Source organism: Limosilactobacillus urinaemulieris (assembly GCF_932750685.1).
Lineage (GTDB): Bacteria > Bacillota > Bacilli > Lactobacillales > Lactobacillaceae > Limosilactobacillus > Limosilactobacillus urinaemulieris.
The window spans coordinates 78,138-98,168 of sequence record NZ_CAKOBX010000007.1; the positions used below are offsets into that span (position 1 = coordinate 78,138).

The 20,031-nt window shown below is 40.2% G+C and carries 11 protein-coding genes; 10 read left to right on the top strand and 1 reads right to left on the bottom strand.

What is annotated here, in order from left to right; genetic code table 11:
• Nucleotides 1-185 precede the first annotated feature (185 nt).
• The 5 genes from MR181_RS06160 to MR181_RS06180 all read left to right on the top strand — a co-directional run bounded on the left by MR181_RS06160 (nt 186) and on the right by MR181_RS06180 (nt 4,921).
• Nucleotides 186-1,460, top strand: a complete 1,275-nt coding sequence (locus MR181_RS06160; RefSeq protein WP_242336144.1) for a UDP-N-acetylglucosamine 1-carboxyvinyltransferase — start codon at nt 186-188, stop codon at nt 1,458-1,460.
• A 97-nt stretch (nt 1,461-1,557) separates the two neighbouring features.
• The gene (locus MR181_RS06165; protein WP_003717829.1) at nt 1,558-1,803 is read left to right on the top strand and encodes a type B 50S ribosomal protein L31; all 246 of its coding nucleotides are present in this window, start codon (nt 1,558-1,560) and stop codon (nt 1,801-1,803) included.
• Nucleotides 1,804-1,935: 132 nt separating this feature from the next.
• On the top strand, nt 1,936-3,246 hold the full coding sequence (locus tag MR181_RS06170; protein ID WP_242336147.1) for a PTS transporter subunit EIIC: 1,311 nt from the start codon (nt 1,936-1,938) through the stop codon (nt 3,244-3,246).
• Nucleotides 3,239-4,138, top strand: coding sequence for an alpha/beta hydrolase (locus tag MR181_RS06175; protein ID WP_242336150.1), 900 nt, complete (start codon nt 3,239-3,241; stop codon nt 4,136-4,138). The genes MR181_RS06170 and MR181_RS06175 overlap by 8 nt, the downstream gene beginning before the upstream one ends.
• 69 nt (nt 4,139-4,207) lie before the next feature.
• A complete protein-coding gene (locus tag MR181_RS06180) occupies nt 4,208-4,921 on the top strand; it encodes a class A sortase (protein ID WP_242336153.1) in 714 nt (237 codons plus the stop codon).
• Between the two features lie 586 nt (nt 4,922-5,507).
• Here the strand turns inward: MR181_RS06180 and MR181_RS06185 are convergent.
• On the bottom strand, nt 5,508-5,978 hold the full coding sequence (locus tag MR181_RS06185) for a low molecular weight protein-tyrosine-phosphatase (RefSeq protein WP_242336156.1): 471 nt from the start codon (nt 5,976-5,978) through the stop codon (nt 5,508-5,510).
• Nucleotides 5,979-6,118: 140 nt separating this feature from the next.
• Here MR181_RS06185 and MR181_RS06190 point away from each other — a divergent pair, with 140 nt between their 5' ends.
• From MR181_RS06190 to MR181_RS06210, 5 genes are all read left to right on the top strand, one after another.
• Entirely contained in the window at nt 6,119-6,682 is a 564-nt protein-coding gene (locus tag MR181_RS06190) for a LemA family protein (protein WP_242336158.1), read from the top strand.
• A 10-nt stretch (nt 6,683-6,692) separates the two neighbouring features.
• Complete coding sequence (htpX, locus tag MR181_RS06195; RefSeq protein WP_242336161.1) at nt 6,693-7,592, top strand: zinc metalloprotease HtpX; 900 nt, start codon at nt 6,693-6,695, stop codon at nt 7,590-7,592.
• A 164-nt stretch (nt 7,593-7,756) separates the two neighbouring features.
• Entirely contained in the window at nt 7,757-9,139 is a 1,383-nt protein-coding gene (locus MR181_RS06200; RefSeq protein WP_242336164.1) for a UDP-N-acetylmuramoyl-tripeptide--D-alanyl-D-alanine ligase, read from the top strand.
• A 63-nt stretch (nt 9,140-9,202) separates the two neighbouring features.
• Complete coding sequence (gene cshA, locus MR181_RS06205; protein ID WP_277956500.1) at nt 9,203-10,705, top strand: degradosome RNA helicase CshA; 1,503 nt, start codon at nt 9,203-9,205, stop codon at nt 10,703-10,705.
• A 346-nt stretch (nt 10,706-11,051) separates the two neighbouring features.
• Nucleotides 11,052-19,955 (top strand): DUF1542 domain-containing protein, encoded by an 8,904-nt coding sequence (locus MR181_RS06210; RefSeq protein WP_242336167.1) that lies wholly within the window; start codon nt 11,052-11,054, stop codon nt 19,953-19,955.
• Nucleotides 19,956-20,031 lie beyond the last annotated feature (76 nt).

The window sequence follows — 20,031 nt, forward strand, 5'->3', positions numbered from 1 at the left end:
AGAGCTTTTTTTGCGGAAAAACGGCCTTCAAAATTGTTTAAGATTGCCTGCAAAAGGTTGTAATTTGTTAAATTATTAATTATTATGGTTATTGATTGTTTTGTTTGAGAAACAAACAATGTTTAGCTAAAATTAAATTAAAAATATTATAAAATCATAGAAATTTTAAGTGAGGAAACACGGACATGAAAAGAATGATCATTCAAGGAGGAAACCGACTCTCGGGCGAAGTTACGATCGGTGGTGCCAAGAACAGTACTGTTGCTTTGATCCCAGCAGCAATTTTAGCTGATACTCCAGTTGAATTTGATACTGTTCCAGATATCTTGGATGTTCACAACTTAATGATCATCTTGGAATCGATGAACGTTAAATCATCATTCACTCACGGATTTTTGGAAATCGATCCGACTCAGATCATTGAAGCTGAACTTCCAAGTAAGGCAATTAAGAGTTTGCGGGCTTCTTATTACTTTATGGGTGCTCTTTTAGGACGCTTCCATCGGGCAACGTTAACATTCCCTGGTGGGGACAATATTGGACCACGACCAATTGATCAGCACTTGAAGGCATTTAAGGCATTAGGTGCTTCTGTTAGTGAAAACAACGGAACTGTTCATTTGGATGCACCAAATGGCCTCCACGGTACACGGATTTTCTTAGATATGGTATCAGTTGGGGCAACAATTAACACCATTTTAGCTTCTGTTCGCGCAGAAGGAACAACCGTGATTGAAAACGCTGCGAAAGAACCGGAAATTATTGATTTAGCAACGTTCTTAAATAACATGGGTGCCCAAATTCGTGGTGCTGGAACGGACACAATTCGGATTAACGGGGTAGATACTTTACAATCAATGAACACCCATACCATCATTGCTGACCGGATTGAATCCGGAACCTACTTAGCAATGGCAGCGGCGGTTGGTGATGGCGTAATGGTTCATAACGTCATTCCAGAACACCTAGAATCATTTACTAGCAAGATGATTGAAATGGGTGTCGACTTGCAAATTGATAGCGATAAGATCTATGTTCCTCGGGTTAAGCAACTCAAAGCAATTCACGTTAAGACGATGCCATTTCCTGGATTTGCAACTGACCTGCAACAACCACTCACGCCATTGATGTCACTTGCGGAAGGTGATAGTACGGTTGTTGATACAATTTACCCAAAGCGGGTTAAGCATATCCCAGAATTACAAAAGATGGGAATGAAGATTGAAGCACGTGACGGAATGATCGTTATTAAGCATACTGATCAGCTTCATGGTGCGGAAGTTTCTGCTGGAGAAATTCGGGCTGGAGCTTCATTAACAATTGCCGGCTTGATGGCAGAAGGCACAACGGTCATTAACAATGCTGGAAATATCCTTCGTGGTTATGACCGAATCGTTTGGAAGCTAAACCGGTTAGGCGCAAAAGTATCTATCGAAGACGATAGCTCAGTAAAAATCTAATTAGTCTATTGCATCGATAATGGATCCGTGTTATTCTGTTAGGGTTGATTATCTATGTTTCAGGCAATGATTCATGGCAAAAGGAGCGTAATAAATTATGAAACAAGGAATTCATCCAGATTATCATCCAGTAGTATTCCAAGATGCATCTACTGGTTACAAGTTTCTCTCAGGTTCTACTGTAACCTCAAGCGAAACTATCAAGTGGGAAGACGGTAACGAATACCCATTAGTACGGGTTGAAGTTACTTCTGATTCACACCCATTCTACACTGGTAAGCAAAAGTTTACCCAAGCAGATGGTGCTGTGGACAAGTTCAACAAGAAGTACGGTCTCAAGTAAGACATACTTATTCAATTATAAAGGCGTTGGGAGTTCCCAACGCCTTTTTTCTTTAAAATCAGAAATTAGATCAGCCAAAGTAACACTGCGGTAGGTATAATAAAACTAGTTTTTAAAAGGAATGATGATTAGATGATTCGTCGCTTAATAAAGATAATAATGAAGCTAAATAACTGCTCGTTTTTTCGGGTAGTTCGTCAGACATTATCAATGCTATTTCCATTTGCATTACTTGGTTCATTTTCCCAGATGATATACCGAACCTTTCTTAGTCAAGATGGCCTGTTTTACAATGTAGCTTACCTTGGTGTGTGGGTTCCAGAATGGATCATGACAAATCTACAAGCCGCCTTTATAGGAGTTAGTAAGATTACGTTTAACCTGTTTGGAATTTTGGTTGCCTATGCTGCTGCCAAATACACTGCAAGGATCTATCATCGTGATTCACAACTAGCCGGGGCAACGGGAATTATCGTTATTCTGATTATTGCTTTTCGCTATGATCACGCACCAGTGGATCGAGCAATTGCCTTCAATTGGCGTCTCCTCGGAACACAGAGTTTATTGATTGCCTTGATTGTGGGGTACGCGATTGGACAAATCTATCACTGGTTAGGAATCGAACGCAACTTTCAGAAGACCAACCAAATTATTAGTGTTCGTGAACGATCACTGTATGCAATGAAGCCGTTGGTAACCTCCGTTATATTAGCAATTATTTTTACTTATATTTTGAACTTTAGCTGGTTAAGTAAAGTATTACGGGGTGTTTATTCCCAAATGGTAACAGTCGGCCACAATAATCAAGGAATTCTCCTGACAATTGCTGGAACTACTTTGGTAACAATTTTTGACTGGTTAGGGTTAGGGAATGTTGCTAACTCTGGAGCAATCTTAAGCGGCGGACCGTTTGCTAGTAACCTGAGCTATGCTTTGCGGCATGGTTCCTCGTGGAATGTTCCTTATCCATTCTTTGGTGGTTCGTTGTATAATTCATTTGCTAATTTTGGTGGCAACGGATTGTTACTTGCTCTTACAGTGGCGATTATTATTACTTCACGAAGTCAGGGACAACACCAAGTTGCTCGAAGGACGCTGTTACCAACACTTTTTAATTCGGAATACGCAGCGATGATTGGTTTGCCGATTATAATGAACCCGCTCTACCTCCTGCCAATTTTAATATTACCAATTGTCAATATATTAATTGCTGCGGGAGCAATTGCAATTCATTTAATCCCACCAACTCCATATCCTGTTCTGGTAGGGACGCCAGGGCCACTGATTAGCTTTGTTGCTAGCAATGGTAATTGGTGGGTACTGATTTTTACATTAGCGCTATTCGTCTTGGATGTATGGTGTTTCATTCCATTTGTTAAAATTATTGATCATTTTGATAAAGAGCTATACTTAGACTCCTCGGAGGTGGACTACTATGGTTAAAAGAGAAGGAAGTCTCCGTAAAAAAAGTCGTCGCATCCTAATATCAATCATTATTGTTTTAGTTTTGATTGCCTTACCAACTTATTTTTGGATGAAGCATACCAACCGCTATCTAGCTCTTCAAGAAAAGTCACGAATGTCCCCAGTAATTATGGTCCCTGGTAGTTCTGCAACGAAAGAACGGTTTAACCAGTTGATTGAGTTATTGAATAAGAATACTGATAAAAAGCATAGTGTTTTGAAGTTGGAAGTATATAACAGTGGCAAGATTAGTTATAACGGGACGATTGCCCGAAATGATAATGAACCGTTTATTATTATTAGTTTTGAAAATAATAAAGACGGTCTTTCAAACATCAAAAAACAGGCAGCAATGTTAAATGATGCGTTTGATGAATTAACTGATCAGTATTACTTTAATAACTTTAAGGCGTTTGGTCATTCAAATGGTGGGTTAATCTGGACATATTGGTTAGAACACTATTACGCTAACTATCAGGATAGTATTAAAATTAAAAGTTTAATGACTCTGGGAACACCATATAACTTTGCTGAAAAGTCGATTCAAACGCCTACTCAAATGTTCACGGAATTAATAAAGTATCGTGATAAGCTGCCAAAAACATTAAATGTCTTTTCCATTGCCGGGACGGAAAATTATGATTCTGATGGTTTGGTTCCAGAAGAAAGTGTTCAAGCAGGAAAGTATATTTTTCAAAAACAGGTTGCTCATTATACGGCGATGACAGTAACCGGTGATGAGGCGCAACACTCTGATTTGCCCCAAAATAAGCAAATCGTTAAGATGATTGAGGAGTACCTCCTTGATGGCCGAAATCCAAATAATCCAGTAAATAGGAACGACGGAAGTAGGAAGAACAGTGATAATTAAAGTTTCTGTTCAAAAAATGGAAAACAAGTTATACTATGTCTATCTAATTGAACGAGAGGGATAAGTAGGATGAAACAACAAAAAAAATCACGGGGATGGCTACGGTGGACCGCGGTAGTGATCTTGCTATTAATTGCGGTAGTTCTCATCTTTAACCAACAGATTAAGTATTACTTAACAGAAAGTTATCGACCGCAGATTACTCGTCAAGCAATTAAGGAGAACCAAAGTAAGCAAAGCAGTGCTAACTATGATTATAGCAATGCACAGGATCTAAGCTTACAGACCGTTGCAAGGGCACGAGCAAAGAAACAACCAATTAACATTATTGGTGAGATTACTGTACCAGCAATTGATATGACGATTCCGATTGCTAATGGTGTTGATAACACAACGTTAGCTTTAGCAGCCGGAACGTTACGGCCAAACATGAAGATGGGGGAAGGTAATTATGCGTTGGCTGGTCATAATATGGCTAACGGCAGTAAGGTCCTTTTCTCTCCCCTGTATTCTAAATCTAAGGTTGGTCAAAAAGTGTACATTACTGACTTGAAGAATGTTTATGAGTACAAGATTTACGAACGGAAGATTATTTCGCCTTCACAGGTTGAAGTAGTAGATAATACTAAGAACAAGATTATTACTCTGATTACCTGTGATGAGACCGGTGCTCACCGACTAATGGTTCGCGGTAGCTTTGTTAAGAAGATGCCATTTAATGAAGCACCACAGCAAGTACAACATAATTTCAGCAGTAAGTATACGACAGGAAGAAAGTCATAAATAAAAGGATGCATGATAGGAATCGTTAATGATTTCTATCATGCATCCTTTTAATTTTTCGAGAACCTTGAGCTAATGGCGGTTCTACTGTAACTTAGTCAAGAACTGCTCGCCAGGAACTTGCTAGAGCTAACACGTCCTACTGCAACTTAGTCAAAATGCGTTCAGCCTAAGCTCCCTCAAGATAACGAACTCTCTCCCAGGCGCAAGTCGCCTTCGTCGAGAGAAATCGTTATCATCCGGGAGCTCTTTACGGCTTCACGCTCTGCTGGCTCGCACTCTACTTTAAACGTGCTTCGTCCGAGTTTCCTATAGCTAGCAACCTCCTTCCTAGGCGCAAGTCGCCTTCGTCAGGAGAAATTGCTAGCTTTCCAGAAACTCTTTGGGACGAAGGCACTCTACTTTTCAACCTTTTTTGCTTCATCCATTGCCTTCATTAGTGAAGGGTTCTTTGAATGGCAGTCCTTGATCATTTGGTAATCTTCTTCGTTTAATTCAACAACGTACTTTGTCATAATAATTGCCTCGCTTTCCATAAATCGTAACTATACTATACCACAAGAAATAAGCAATACTTGGTGGAAATTTATTGGGTTTTAATTTCGTGACTTAGTTTCTTCAACCAGAACGGGAGAGCCTCAGCAAGGCTGTGGTAAGTATCTTCAAAGCGATGGGTATACCAAGGATCGGGAATTACTGTGCCTTCTTTTCCCGGAACAATGTCGTATACCTGGTAGATCTTATAACGATCAATCGCTGGAGCCATTCGCAAGAGGTTGCGTTTATTCATATCGTCCATGCAGACAATATAGTCAGCGGAGTCAAAGTCAGCCTTTGTAATGGGACGGGAAACCAGGCCACTGGGATCTAAGTGATGGTGACGCATTGTTTTTTGTGCACCGGGCTGAGGAGAATTGCCTTCTTCTTCATTGCTAGTGGCCGCGGAGTCAATTACAATTTGGTCGCTTAAATGTTCTTGAGCAACCATTTGGCGGAACATTGCCTCTGCCATTGGGGAACGACAGATATTGCCGAGACAGACAAAAATAATCTTCATTTTAACCACCTCATAGTTATCTTTCCTTTCATCATACCGGATTTGCTAATTTTTTGCTAAATTAGTGATTTAAGTGTCGCTCTTAAATGATCAATTTGATATTATAATTGTTACTAAAAAATAATAGAGGAGGAAGAGAAATGGTAGCGACAATTATTGTTATTGTAATTATTGTGTTACTAGTTGCTCTTTATGCTGGCCTGTACAACGGTCTAGTACAATTACGGACTCATGCTCAGGAGTCCTGGAGTCAAATTGATGTTCAGCTCCAACGACGGAATGACTTAATTCCTAACTTGGTTTCAACGGTTAAGGGGTACAGTAAATACGAAGCAAGCACCTTAGAGAAGGTTACCCAGTTACGGAGCCAGTTAGAAAATGTTCCAGATGATGATCACGCACAAAAAATGGCGGTTTCTAATGAATTGACAGGAACGTTACGCTCCTTATTTGCGGTTGCTGAAAATTACCCTGACTTGAAGGCTAGTACCCAGTACCAATCATTAATGGAAGAGTTAAGCAACACTGAAAATAAGATTGCTTATTCTCGGCAACTCTACAATTCAACGGTTGCTAACTTGGATGCTAAGATTCAATCATTCCCAAGTAACATTGTTGCCAAAATTCATCATTTTAAGCAGATGGATTACCTTCAAGTGCCAAAGGAAGCAAAAGAAGTGCCAAAGGTTTCGTTTGATAATTAGGTGATGCCTAATGTTATACCAACAAATAGCTAAAAATAAGCGAAAAACAATTTTTGTTTTGACCGGGTTCTTAATTCTTGTAGCACTAATTGGTGCAGCAATTGGTTACCTATTTGCAGGGACAGCAGTAGGAGGAATTATAATTGCCGGAGTTCTGGCAGTAATTTATATGTCGGTCATGGTTAGTCAATCAACTGATGTAGTGATGAATATGAATAATGCCCAAGAAATTCATTCGGCACAGGAAGCACCTAAACTCTGGCATGTCGTTGAAGATATGGCAATGGTTGCTCAGGTTCCGATGCCGCGAGTATTCATCATTGACGATCCAAGCCCCAATGCGTTTGCTACGGGAAATGATCCCCATCACTCTGCGGTTGCCGCAACGACAGGTCTTCTTCAAATAATGAACCGGGAAGAACTAGAGGGCGTGATGGGACACGAAATGAGTCACGTGCGCAACTATGATATTCGCCTTCAAACGATCGCACTCGCTCTTTCAGCAGCGATTACGGCTTTAGTTAATTTTGCCGGTAATTTCTGGTGGTTTGGTGGTGGGCGGAGTTCGGATGACGACGATGATAGTGCAATTGGTATTTTTGCCATCATTGGTTCGATTTTGTTAATTATCTTGGCCCCGTTAGCTGCTTCAATTGCGCAAATGGCATTATCGCGTAATCGAGAGTATTTAGCGGATGCAGGGGCTGTAGAGTTAACACGGAACCCTCATGGCCTGATTAGTGCGTTACAGAAACTGCAAAATGCGCAGCCAATGAAGAACGTTGCTCCAAGCAGTTCATCACTCTATATTAGTGATCCAGAACTTAACCGCCGTCACAAACGATTTGCGCATCTCTTTGACACCCACCCGCCCCTAGATGAACGGATTGCACGATTAGAGGAAATGTAGGTATTTAGAGTTTTATTCATACAAGTAACCATGGCGACCTTATTCAGTTTAGGATAAGGTCGCTTTTTTGTGGTCAATCAAGCTCTAAGTAGCTGACTCGTACTCTAATAGTGTGATATACTTAATAAGCTAGACTTAGATATAGGAGATAGAGGAGCTTTTCCATGAAAATGAAATTGGCCGAAATTGCGAAGGCAATCGGCGCAGAAAACAATATTGAACAATGGAAAGATGTTGAAATTACAAGTGTCGCCTTTGATAGTCGACAGCTTGATTCAGGAGCATTATTTATTCCACTTCAAGGAGCCCAAGATGGCCACCAATATGTTGAGAGCGCTTTTGCAAACGGCGCAGTTGCAACTCTATGGGCAAGTGATCACGATGTAACAACGACAGATGACCAACCAATTCTTGTCGTTGATGATCCGCTTGAATCATTACAGCAGTTAAGTAAGTACTACTTACATAAAATTAACCCAATCGTTGTTGCGGTTACGGGAAGTAATGGTAAAACAACTACTAAGGATATGACAGCTTCAATCCTCAGTACCCAATTGAACGTTACAAAGACCCACGCGAACTTCAATAATGAGATTGGGGTACCGGTAACCCTTTTGAATATGGAGTCCAGTAACGAAGTTGTTGTAGTTGAAATGGGGATGGATCGCCCTGGTCAGCTTGACTTCTTGAGTAAGTTAGTATCCCCTGATTTTGCAGTAATAACAATGATTGGCGAAGCCCATATCGAGTTCTTTGGGACACGCGACAAGATTGCTGATGCAAAGATGGAGATTGTTCATGGCTTAAAAGAAGATGGAACTTTCATTTTTAATGGTGATGAACCATTGCTTCAAGAACGCGTAGCTAATGTCGAACAACGCAGGGTTACATTTGGTCGTCAATTAACCGATGATTTCTACGCAACGAGTGTTAAACAGCACGAGACTTCAATCGACTTTAAGGTTAACGAATGGCCAGATGAGGAATTCACAATTCCAATGGTTGGTGAATACAATGTTAACAATGCATTAGCCGCAATTGCAGTTGGTAAACAGCTTCACATTACGCCAGCGCACATTAAGAACGCATTGAAAAATGTTGAATTAACCGAAAATCGTGCAGAGTGGGTCGACGGTGCTCAAGGGGAGAAAATTCTGAGTGATGTTTACAATTCTAACCCGACAGCTGCTAAGCAAGTATTAAAGACGATTGAGGAATTGCCAACAACTGGTAAGCGGATTGTCGTTTTGGGTGATATGCTTGAATTGGGGGATGCCTCAGCACGCCTTCATGCTAGTTTAGCCGCTAACATTGATCCGAAAAAGATCGAAGAAGTTTACCTTGTCGGTTCAGAAATGGAAAATCTTCGAAATGCCTTAGAAGAGCAGGATTATCCTGCTTCAGCAATTCACCATTATTCCACGACTGAATTAGACAAGCTAGTAGCAGATTTACAAGCAACGATTAATGATAATGATCTCGTATTATTAAAGGCTAGCCACGGGATTCATTTAGAAAAAGTTTTAGCAGAATTAACAATAAAATAAAGTGTAAGACCAGCCGACAGACAGTGCTTGTTCAGTCGGCTGGTAATTTTTAGGAGGACCATATTGAAGTTTAGTGAATTAGGATTGTCAGATAGTTTATTAAAGGCAATCAAACGGAGTGGTTATGAAGAAGCAACACCGATTCAAGAACAAACCATTCCAATGGTATTAAAGGGACAAGACGTAATTGGTCAAGCACAGACAGGTACGGGGAAAACCGCTGCGTTTGGGTTGCCAATTATTGAACACGTTGATACGGATAACCCTAATATCCAGGCAATTATCATTTCACCAACTCGGGAATTAGCGATCCAAACTCAAGAAGAACTATTCCGTTTGGGGAAAGATAAGCATGTCCGGGTGCAGGTTGTATACGGTGGAGCTGATATTCGTCGCCAAATTCGAAACTTAAAGCAACACCCGCAAATCCTTGTGGGGACGCCGGGACGACTCCGTGATCACTTGAACCGCCATACGGTGAAATTAGATCATATTAAGACATTAGTGCTCGATGAAGCGGATGAAATGCTGAATATGGGATTTTTGGATGATATTGAAGTAATTATCAACCAAACACCTGCTGAGCGGCAAACGCTCTTATTCTCCGCTACAATGCCACCAGAGATTAAGAAGATCGGGGTTAAGTTCATGACTGACCCGACAATGGTACGGATTAAAGCGAAGGAATTAACAACTGATTTAGTTGATCAATATTACGTAAAAGCTAGGGACTACGAAAAGTTCGATATTATGACTCGGCTGATTGATGTTCAGGATCCTGACCTTACCATTGTTTTTGGTCGGACTAAGCGTCGGGTTGACGAATTATCACGGGGACTGGTTGCTCGGGGTTATAATGCAGCCGGAATCCATGGTGATCTAAGTCAGGATCGGCGAACTAAGATCATGAAGCAATTCAAACGTGGTGAACTGGATATCCTTGTTGCAACCGATGTGGCAGCGCGAGGATTAGATATTTCCGGAGTAACCCACGTATACAACTACGATATTCCGTCAGATCCGGACAGCTATGTTCACCGGATTGGGCGGACTGGTCGTGCCGGACATCATGGTGTTTCTTTAACATTTGTTACGCCAAATGAAATGGATTACCTGCGTGAAATCGAAAAATTAACCCGGGTTCGGATGCTCCCATTAAAGCCACCAACGGCCGAAGAAGCATTTAAGGGGCAAGTTGCTAGTGCCTTTAATGATATTGATGAGCTGATTTCCCAAGACTCCACGGAACGGTACCAAGAGTCTGCAGAGAAGTTATTAGCAACCCACAATGCTACTGATTTGGTTGCTGCGTTACTGAACGAAATGACCAAGGAACCAGCCAGTGATGTGCCAGTTAAAATCACACCAGAACGGCCATTGCCACGGCGGAATCACCGTAATGGACGCTCAGGACATGGTTATCGTGGTCCACGAGATCATCGCCATAATAACTATGGTCACCGTCGGCATAACAACGGTGGTCGGAGTCGTTCCCGGCGTCATGATAATCATGGTAGTAATCATTCTAGTCGACATGCGTTTAATATCCGTCATCGGGAAGATTAGACTAACTGAGATTTAATATTTAAAGCAATTCAGAGATTTAGTTAAACTGATATCTCTGAATTGTTTTTTTATTTAGGACTAATTGATAGTAAGCAAAGTTAATTGCTTATAAGTTACCAATAAGTTAAACTAATTGTGTAGTAATTTTGAAAAAATTTTTCGATTTACTAATCAGGAAAATGTTTATCAAAAGGAAATGAAATATAGGATAATCGATTGCTTTACGAAGAAAGTATAAATTAACTATTAGTTTATTGACTGATAGTATGATTAGTTAATCATAAGTAACTAATTTTGGAGTAAGTAATCGATTTTGTTGTAGTTAACAATTAGGGGAGGATATTCAATGGTATCAAAGAATAACCGGAAATTAATTGCAAGCAAGAATCGGAAGAACGAAAAGCAACGGTTTGGCTTACGAAAGTTAAATGTTGGTGTTGCTTCTGTCCTTTTAGGGGTAACTTTCAGTGTATATGGCGGTGGACAGCTAGTCGCTCACGCTGATACTACTAATGCCGGCGATCAGGCAGCTGACACCCAGAAAACCAATGAGGGGGGGTCATCCTTAGTTGATCAGAAGCAGGTTACTTTGACCGCTAAGACTGACCAAGCCACAACTGAATCATCAGCTAAGACAACGACACCTGCACAATCTGGTGATCAAACTACTGCTCAAGCGCAAACAAAGACTGAAGAACAGACAAGTGTTGATGCGAAGACAGATGCTTCTGATAGTGCCAAGACGCAAACAAATGCTGATAAGCAGGCAGCTACTGAATCAAAGACCGACCAAACTTCTGAAGATCAAGTTGCTAAGGCAAATAACGATCAGGCCACTTCAGTAAAGAAGGCAACAGCTGACGATAATGCTTCAACCACTGTTAAGGATCAATCAACCACGACTGATCAAACAGCTGTAAAGGATGAAGAAAGCAATGACGCCAAGGCAAACGATGACAAGACCACTAACTTAAGTCTTACTAAGGGAAGCGTTCTTAAGGCCCAAGCAGCGAAGGCTTCCTTAGTGCAAACAAAGGCGGCTACTAACGATGAAGATACGGTAACCGTTAATACTGCCCAAGAATTGATTGATGAAATTCAAAAGGGAACTGCTACGACTATTAATATTGGGAAAGATATTGATCTAGGAGAAAAGACCAATAGTAATTGGACTAATACTAATATTTCCAATAAGCGGAATATTACCATTCAATCTACGGGTGATAACCACTATACAATTGACTTTAACGGTTATGGCTTCAACATGTACAGTAATGATTATGGAGTTACTTTCAAAGACTTAGACTTATATGGTAGAAGCTATTTCGGTATTATTAGAAGTGCTGGTTCATATACCTTTGATAACGTTAACTACACTGGGTCACAATTAATTTATACTGATTCTGGGTATAACACGACAGTTAACTTTGAGGGTAATGTTACTGCTAAATCAGTAGGTTCATATACCAGTCCGCTAAATAATAAGTCTCAGTCCAGCCAGGGTGGCAATAATCAACAGGTAATTCAATTTGCTGCTGGAACGAACACAATTAACTTCAATTCTGGTAGTAATGTCACCTTAACTACTACTAACTCGAATGTTCTTGAAGTTGATGCTGGAACAACAGCGATTAACGTTAAGAATGGTGCCCAAGTTTCTTTAAACCCACATACTCAAAATAATCCAGAACACCTTAATGGAATGAGTATGGATGGTATTGCCCGAGGGATTGCTTCAAACGGTAATACTACTTTGAACATTGAGCAGGGTGGTAACCTAGATATTAATTTGAAGGATAATTCTGAAGATAAGTATCACTCTGGTGCACTTTTCTTAAATTCAGGTGCAACGCTTAATGTTAATGGTAATTTGAACATTAATTCTGATGGTACACCATTTTACAGATCAAGTGGGATGGATGATCCGGTATACATCAATGGTAATGCCACCATCAATGTAGATGGTGGTTCATTCAAGGTCAATGCTACTAACATGGGTGATTACAAGGGTTCAGTTATTACTTCAAACGGTAATTCAAAGATCGCCATTAGTCACCATGGTACCTTTGATGTAACTGGCGATGGTGCCCAAGCTACTGGTATATCACTTGGTAGTGGTAGTACCTTCACTTCAAAACAACCAGAATTATTTAACATTTCAATGCCAGATGGTGCCACTGCAATTAAGAACGGTAAAGTCCAATTTACTGGTGTAAAGACTTCAGCTGATGGTCAACCAATCGGTGAAATCGACATTACTTATGCTAGTGATGGTACTCCAACTGTCACTAAGGTAACTAGTTACGATGAAGCTACAACTACAGAAACTAGAACTGCTGGAAATAATGCTAAAAACAAGATTAATTTAGTTGCTGCTGGTGAAGAAGTTAACCTTTCTGGCGTTAAGTTTGTTAAGAATACTGACGGCACATACACCATGAGTGGTAGTGCTAATACCGCTGATAAGAAGGGCGCTTATGTTTATATTTCAGTAAATGGTCAAGTTCATCGAGTTGCTCCAACAGATTCACAAACTCTTTGGACTGCGAATGAAACAGGTGACCCAACATCAACCGCTGAACCATATTCTGCTAAAACAGATGCTAACGGTAACTTCTCTGTAAACCTTGGTAAGTTAAATGATGGTGACCAAGTTTCTGTATATGCTGCTAAGGACTTTGTTAAGGCTGATACTCAAGGGCCAAAGTCAGTTAACGACTGGATGGCGGATTCTTACAAGACTGAATTGCAAGACTTAGTTAACGAAGCACCAACAATTAAAGCTTCAACTAACTTCAAGTCAGCTGGCACAGATGAGCAAACAGCATATACTAATGCAATCACAAACGGCCAAGATGTATTAAATAATTCAGCTGCTACTTCAGACCAAATTCAAGATGCAATTACTAAAATTACTACCGCTAAGAGTGGCTTAAATGGTGATCTTAATAGTGCAAAGCAGGCTCTTCAGGATGCTGTGAATGCTGCACCAGCCACCGAAAAAACGGCAGCATATTACAATGCCGATTCTGCAAAGCAAAAGGCATATAAAGCTGCAATTACTGCAGGTAGTGATGCTCTAAAGGCACAAAACCCAACAGTAGATAGTCTTACTGACGCACTAAAGGCAATCAATACAGCCAAGGATGCTTTAGACGGTCAAGCAACTAACAAGAGTGATTTACAGAATCTTGTAGATGCTTCTGCTAATGTTAAAAAGAGTAATAACTACACTAATGCCGATCAAACCGTTAAGACTGCTTACGATAATGCAGTTACTAATGCAAAGTCAGTCTTGAATAACACTGGTGCAACCCAGGCCCAAGTAAATCAAGCATTGCAAAAGCTTGAGGAAGCAAACAGTAAGTTAAATGGTGATACCAAGACAGATGTCGCTAACAAGGCTGCTCTTGAAGCTGCTGTTAAGGAAGCACCAACTGTACGAGAGACACCTGCTTTCTACAACGGCACTGATGAAGCCCAAGAAGCTTACAACAAAGCAATTACTGATGGTCAAGCAGTATTGGATAATACCAATGCAACAGCTGATCAAATCAAGGGTGCTTTAGATGCAATTAATACTGCTAAAGGTAATTTGAAGGGTGAAGCAACTAATACCGATGCCCTTAATAAGGCTATAGCTGCTGCTAATGACGCTAAACAGACTAGTGATTACACTGATGCTGATCAAGCTAAACAAGAAGCACTTACTAATGCAATCACTGCTGGTCAAAACATTTTAACCAAGCCAAATGCTACTCAAGCTGAAGTAGATAATGCCGTAAAGACTATCAATGATGCTATTAGTGATTTGAACGGTACTACCAATCTTGAAACTGCAAAAACTGATGCAACTGATGCAATTGATAAAGCCTTAGCAGATAAAACTAAAGAAATAAACGATGCTACGAACATTGATCAAACAACTAAAAACAAGTTGATCAATGATGCAACTACTGCAGCAAATAACGCTAAGACAGAGATTAACAATGCTAAGACAACTGCTGATGTAACAAATGCACAAACTACCGGTACGACTAATATTAATAAAGTTACCGTACCAAGCTTAGACGATGCTCAACAGGAAGCAGCTCGAGCTGTAACTAGAGCTATGGATGCTCAAACTGACTTAATTGATAAAGCAGATAATATTAGTGATACCGAAAAGAAAAATCTAAAGGATAAGGTAGTTGCCATAGCGAATGCTGCTAAAGATAAAATCTATGAGACTACTACAAATAATGCTGCAGCCCAAGCAGGTCAAAAAGGCGTTACTGAAATTGAAAAGATTGTTCCAACTAGCTTAGCTGATGCTAAAACTAAGGCAAATCAAGCAATTCAAGATGCCTTAACTAAGAAGTTAAATGCAATTGATGCTACACAAAATTTAACCACTGATGAAAAGACAGAATTAACTAATAAAGCTAATACTGCCGCAAATGAGGCTAAAACAAAAGTTGCTCAAGCAACCACTAATGATGAAGCTGCTCAAGCAGGTCAAGCTGGTGCTAACGCAATCGATACTATTCCAGTACCAACTGAATCAGCAGTAAAACAAGCTGCAAAGGATGCTGTAGCAAAAGCCGCTGATGAAAAGAATCAAGCCATTGATGCCGCATCAAGCTTAACTGATGAAGAAAAGACTGCCTTAAAGCAAGATGTAACTAAGGCTCAAGATGCTGCAAATGCTGCAATTGATAGTGCTACGACTAATGAAGCAGTCAAGACTGCTCAAACAACGGGTGTTGGCAATATCAACAAGATTTCAGTCCCAGCTGAATCAGCAGTTAAAACTGCCGCTAAAGAAGCCGTAGCTCAAGAAGCTGCTAAAAAGAATCAAGCAATTGATGCCGCATCAAGCTTAACTAATGAAGAAAAAGCTGCTTTGAAACAAGAAGTAACTACTGCTCAAAATGCTGCGGATACTGCAATTGATAATGCTAAAACTAACACTGCAGTAACGAAAGCTAAAGATACAGGAATTTCAAATATCCAAAATATTGAGATTCCAACTAAATCAACTTCTAAGGAAAAAGCTACTGCTGATTTAACTACTGCTGTTGATGCAGCTAAGGCAGCAATCGATCAAGATACTAACTTAACTAAAGATGAAAAAAATGCAGCTAAGGCTCAAGTAGATCAAGATGCTAGCGCTGCAAAAGAAGCTATCAATAAGGCAACTACCAACGACGCAGTAACTTCTGCCGCAACTGCTGGGAAAGTTACCATCGACAAGACAGTTGCCAACGCTGCCATTGATAATGCAGCAGCTGGTAAGAATAAAGCCATCGATGGATCTTCATTAACTGATGAAGAAAAGAACGGCCTTAAAACTCAAGTAGCTCAAGCAGTAAAGACCGCTAAGAATGCAATTTCTACTGCTGATACTGAACAAGCAGTAACTACTGCTCAAAAGAATGGTGTTGATACAATCAACGGTATTAATGTTCCATCAACTTCAACTCAAAAGGACGAAGCAAAAGGTAACATCAATAAAGCCGCTGATGATGCTAAGAAGGAAATCGATCAAGACAGCAACTTAACCGATGATCAAAAGCAAGCAGCTAAGAATCAAATCGATAGCGATGCCAAGAATGCTCAAAAAGCAATCGATGACGCTAAGACTGATACTGACGTCAACAATGCAATCAATGCTGGTAAGCTTGCTATCGATAAGACAGTTGCCAATGCTGCAATTGACGATGCGGCAGCTGGTAAGAACAAAGAAATTGCTAACTCTCCATTAACTACTGATGAACAAAACAAGTTGCATGATCAAGTAGCTAAGGAAGTAAAGACTGCCAAAGACAACATCAATAAAGCAACTACTCCAGCAGCTGTAACTACTGCTAAGGATAATGGCGTTGATGCAATTAAGGGTATTAAGGTTCCATCAACTTCACCAGAAAAAGACCAGGCAAAAGAAAATCTTGATAAGCAAGTTCAAGATGCTAAGGATGCCATCGATAAGGACGGCAACTTAACTGATGATCAAAAGCAAGCAGCAAAGAATCAAATCGATACTGATGCTAAGAACGCTCAAAAGGCAATCGATGACGCTAAGACTGACGATGATATCAAGAAGGCCACTGATGCCGGTCAACTTGCTATTGATAAGACTGTAGCCGATGCAGCCATTGATAACGCAGTAGCTGGTAAGATTAAGGACGTTAAGGCTCCATTAACTACTGATGAGCAAAAGGCCTTGACTGATTTAATCAAGGAAACTGGTGAGAATGCTAAGCAAAATATCGCCAATGCAAATACTCCAGCAGAAGTAACGACAGCTCAAGAAGCTGGTGTTAAGGCTATTAATAACATTAATATTCCAACCTCTTCTTCTGTTAAGGACAATGCTATTGCTGTAATTGATAAGGCTCTTCAAAACAAGACAAATGAAATCAAGAGTGCTACTAACATTACCGATCAAGAAAAGCAAGATTTGATCAAGCAAGCCACCGATGCTGCTAATACCGCTAAGGATAAGATCAATAATGCAACCACTAATTCAGATGTAGCAACAGCTGAAACTAATGGTGAAAAGGCAATTGCTGATGTAACTGTTCCGGGGTTGTCTGACATCAAGAAGGAAAGCACTGAGTTAATTAATAAGGCCTTAGATAAGAAGAAGGATGAAATTAAGAATGCTTCTAACTTGTCAAATGATGAGAAGCAACAGTTAATTAATGATGCTACTAAGGCCGCAACTAATGCAATTAACAATGTTAATAACGCCAAGACTAATGATGAAGCTAAACAAGCTGCAGATACTGGTGTTAAGAACATTGAAGATGTGAAGATTCCAAGTCTTGATAGTGCTAAGACTAATGCTAACCAAGCAATTGATGACGCATTGAAGTCTAAGACTAACGAAATCAATAATGCTTCTAACTTGAGTAATCAAGAAAAGCAAGATTTGATTAACAAGGCAACTGATGCCGCTAACACTGCAAAAGATAACATCAATAGTGCAGCCACCAACGATGCTGTTAAGGACGCTGAAAATAATGGTGTTGAAGCAATCAAGGGCGTTAACTTCACTAACTTAGATGATGCAAAGAAAGCAGCTAATAACGCTATCGATAATGCATTAACTAATAAGACTAATGAAATTAACAATGCTTCTAACTTGTCACAAGATGAGAAGCAAGACTTGATTAACAAGGCAACCGATGCAGCCAACACTGCCAAGGACAACATCGCTAAGGCAACTACTAACGATGCTGTAACTGATGCCCAAAACAAGGGAATTGAAGCAATTGCTAATGTTGCTGTTCCAAGCTTAGATCAAGCTAAACAAGATGCTATTAACGCAATTAAGCAAGTACAAGCAGCTAAGAATACACAAATTAGTGATGCTAAGAACTTAAATGCAGATCAACAAAAGAGTTTAACTGATCAGGTTAATAAGATTGCTGATGATGCGATTGCTAAGATTAACGATCCAGCAACTACGACGAATGATGCAGTTACAGCAACTCGGGACAATGCAATTGACCAAATCACTGATTTGTTTATCCCAACCTTAGATGGTGCTCAAGATGATGCTACTAAGGCAATCGAAACTGCTAAGAACGCTAAGATTGATGAGATCAATAATGCTCAGAACTTATCTGACCAAGAGAAGCAAGCTTTAACTGATCAGGTAAATAAGGCTGCTGATGATGCTACTAAGGCAATCAAGGACGCTACAACTAATGATGCTGTTAAGGATGCTGAAACTAAGGGCTTGAATAATATTAACAACATCAAGGTTCCAAGTTTGGCTGAGAAGCAACAGGAAGCTAAGGATGCGGTTGCTAAGGCTGCCGATGCCAAGAATCAGGCAATTGACAATTCCAACTTGACATCAGACGAAAAGACTGCCTTGAAGAAGCAAGTTAGTGACGCCCAAACAGCTGCTAACAAGGCGATTGATGATGCTTCAACTGATGCTGGGGTAACTAAGGCACAGAACGATGGTATTGATAGCATCAACAAGATTGCTATCCCAGAAACTTCAGATGCTAAGGCCAAAGCAACAACTAACCTTAAGGATGCTGTTGATAATGCTAAGAAGGCAATTGATCAAGATACTAACTTGACTAATGACCAAAAGCAAGCAGCTAAGGACGCAATTGATCAGGATGCTAAGACTGCCCAAGACGCAATCAATAATGCTAATACTGACAGTGATGTTAAGAAGGCTACTGATAACGGTCAATTAGCAATTGACAAGGATGTTGCTAATGCAGCAATTGATAACGCTGCCGCTGGTAAGAAGGCTGAAATTGCTAAATCACCATTAACTGATGCTGAAAAGCAAGCCTTAGATCATCAAGTTGATCAACAAGTACAAAAAGCTAAGGATAACATTGCTAAGGCTACGACTAATGATGAAGTAACTACGGCACAGAACAATGGCATTGATAACATTAATAATATTAAGATTCCATCAGTGCCAACTACTAACCTGACAGACACTAAGAATGCTGCCAATACTGTCATTGATAATGCTGCCGCAGCCAAGAAGGATGCTATCAAGGCCGCTCAAGATGCTGGTACCATTACCGCTGATCAAGCTGCTGACTTGAATAAGCAAGTTGACCAGGCTGCTAATGAGGCTAAGCAAGCAATCAATAATGCAACAACAGCAAGCCAGGTTGAACAGGCACAAAATAATGGTGTTCAGAAGATTAACAACATTAATATTCCAAGCATCACTGATGCCAAGGATGCTGCTAAGGACGCAATTGATCAGGCTGCTAAGAACAAGGATGCTGAAATTGATGCAAGCAACTTAAGCGATCAGGAAAAGGCCGATCTGAAGAATGAGGTCAAGGTAATTGCTGACACCGCTAAGAAGAACATTGATAGTGTTGATAATGCTGCTGAAGTAAACAATGCAATGAATGCCGGAATCGCTGCTATTAACAGTATTAAGGTTGCTACTAGTTCAGATAACCAAAATGAACAATCAGGTAACAACGGTAGTACCATTGATAATGGTTCAGGTGAAGCTACGAATAATAATGGTAGTCAAGCCGGTTCAGTAACTGGTGCTACAACAAGTCAATCAAATGGTGCAAAGATTTCTGCCACTGGTCTAAATGGTAAGAATGCTGTTCGGACTAATGCTAATAAGCAAGCAGCTCAATTACCACAAACTGGTAATGAAAACAACGCTAGCCTTGGAGCAGTTGCCTTAGCTGCTGCAAGTCTTGCTGGTCTCTTCGGCTTTACCAAGTTAGGTAAGAAGAAGGAAGACTAGTAAGTTAGCTGGTAACTAGCTAATTAAATTCAAAAGCGACTCGAGAGGGAAAGCCTCTTGAGCCGCTTTTTTAGAT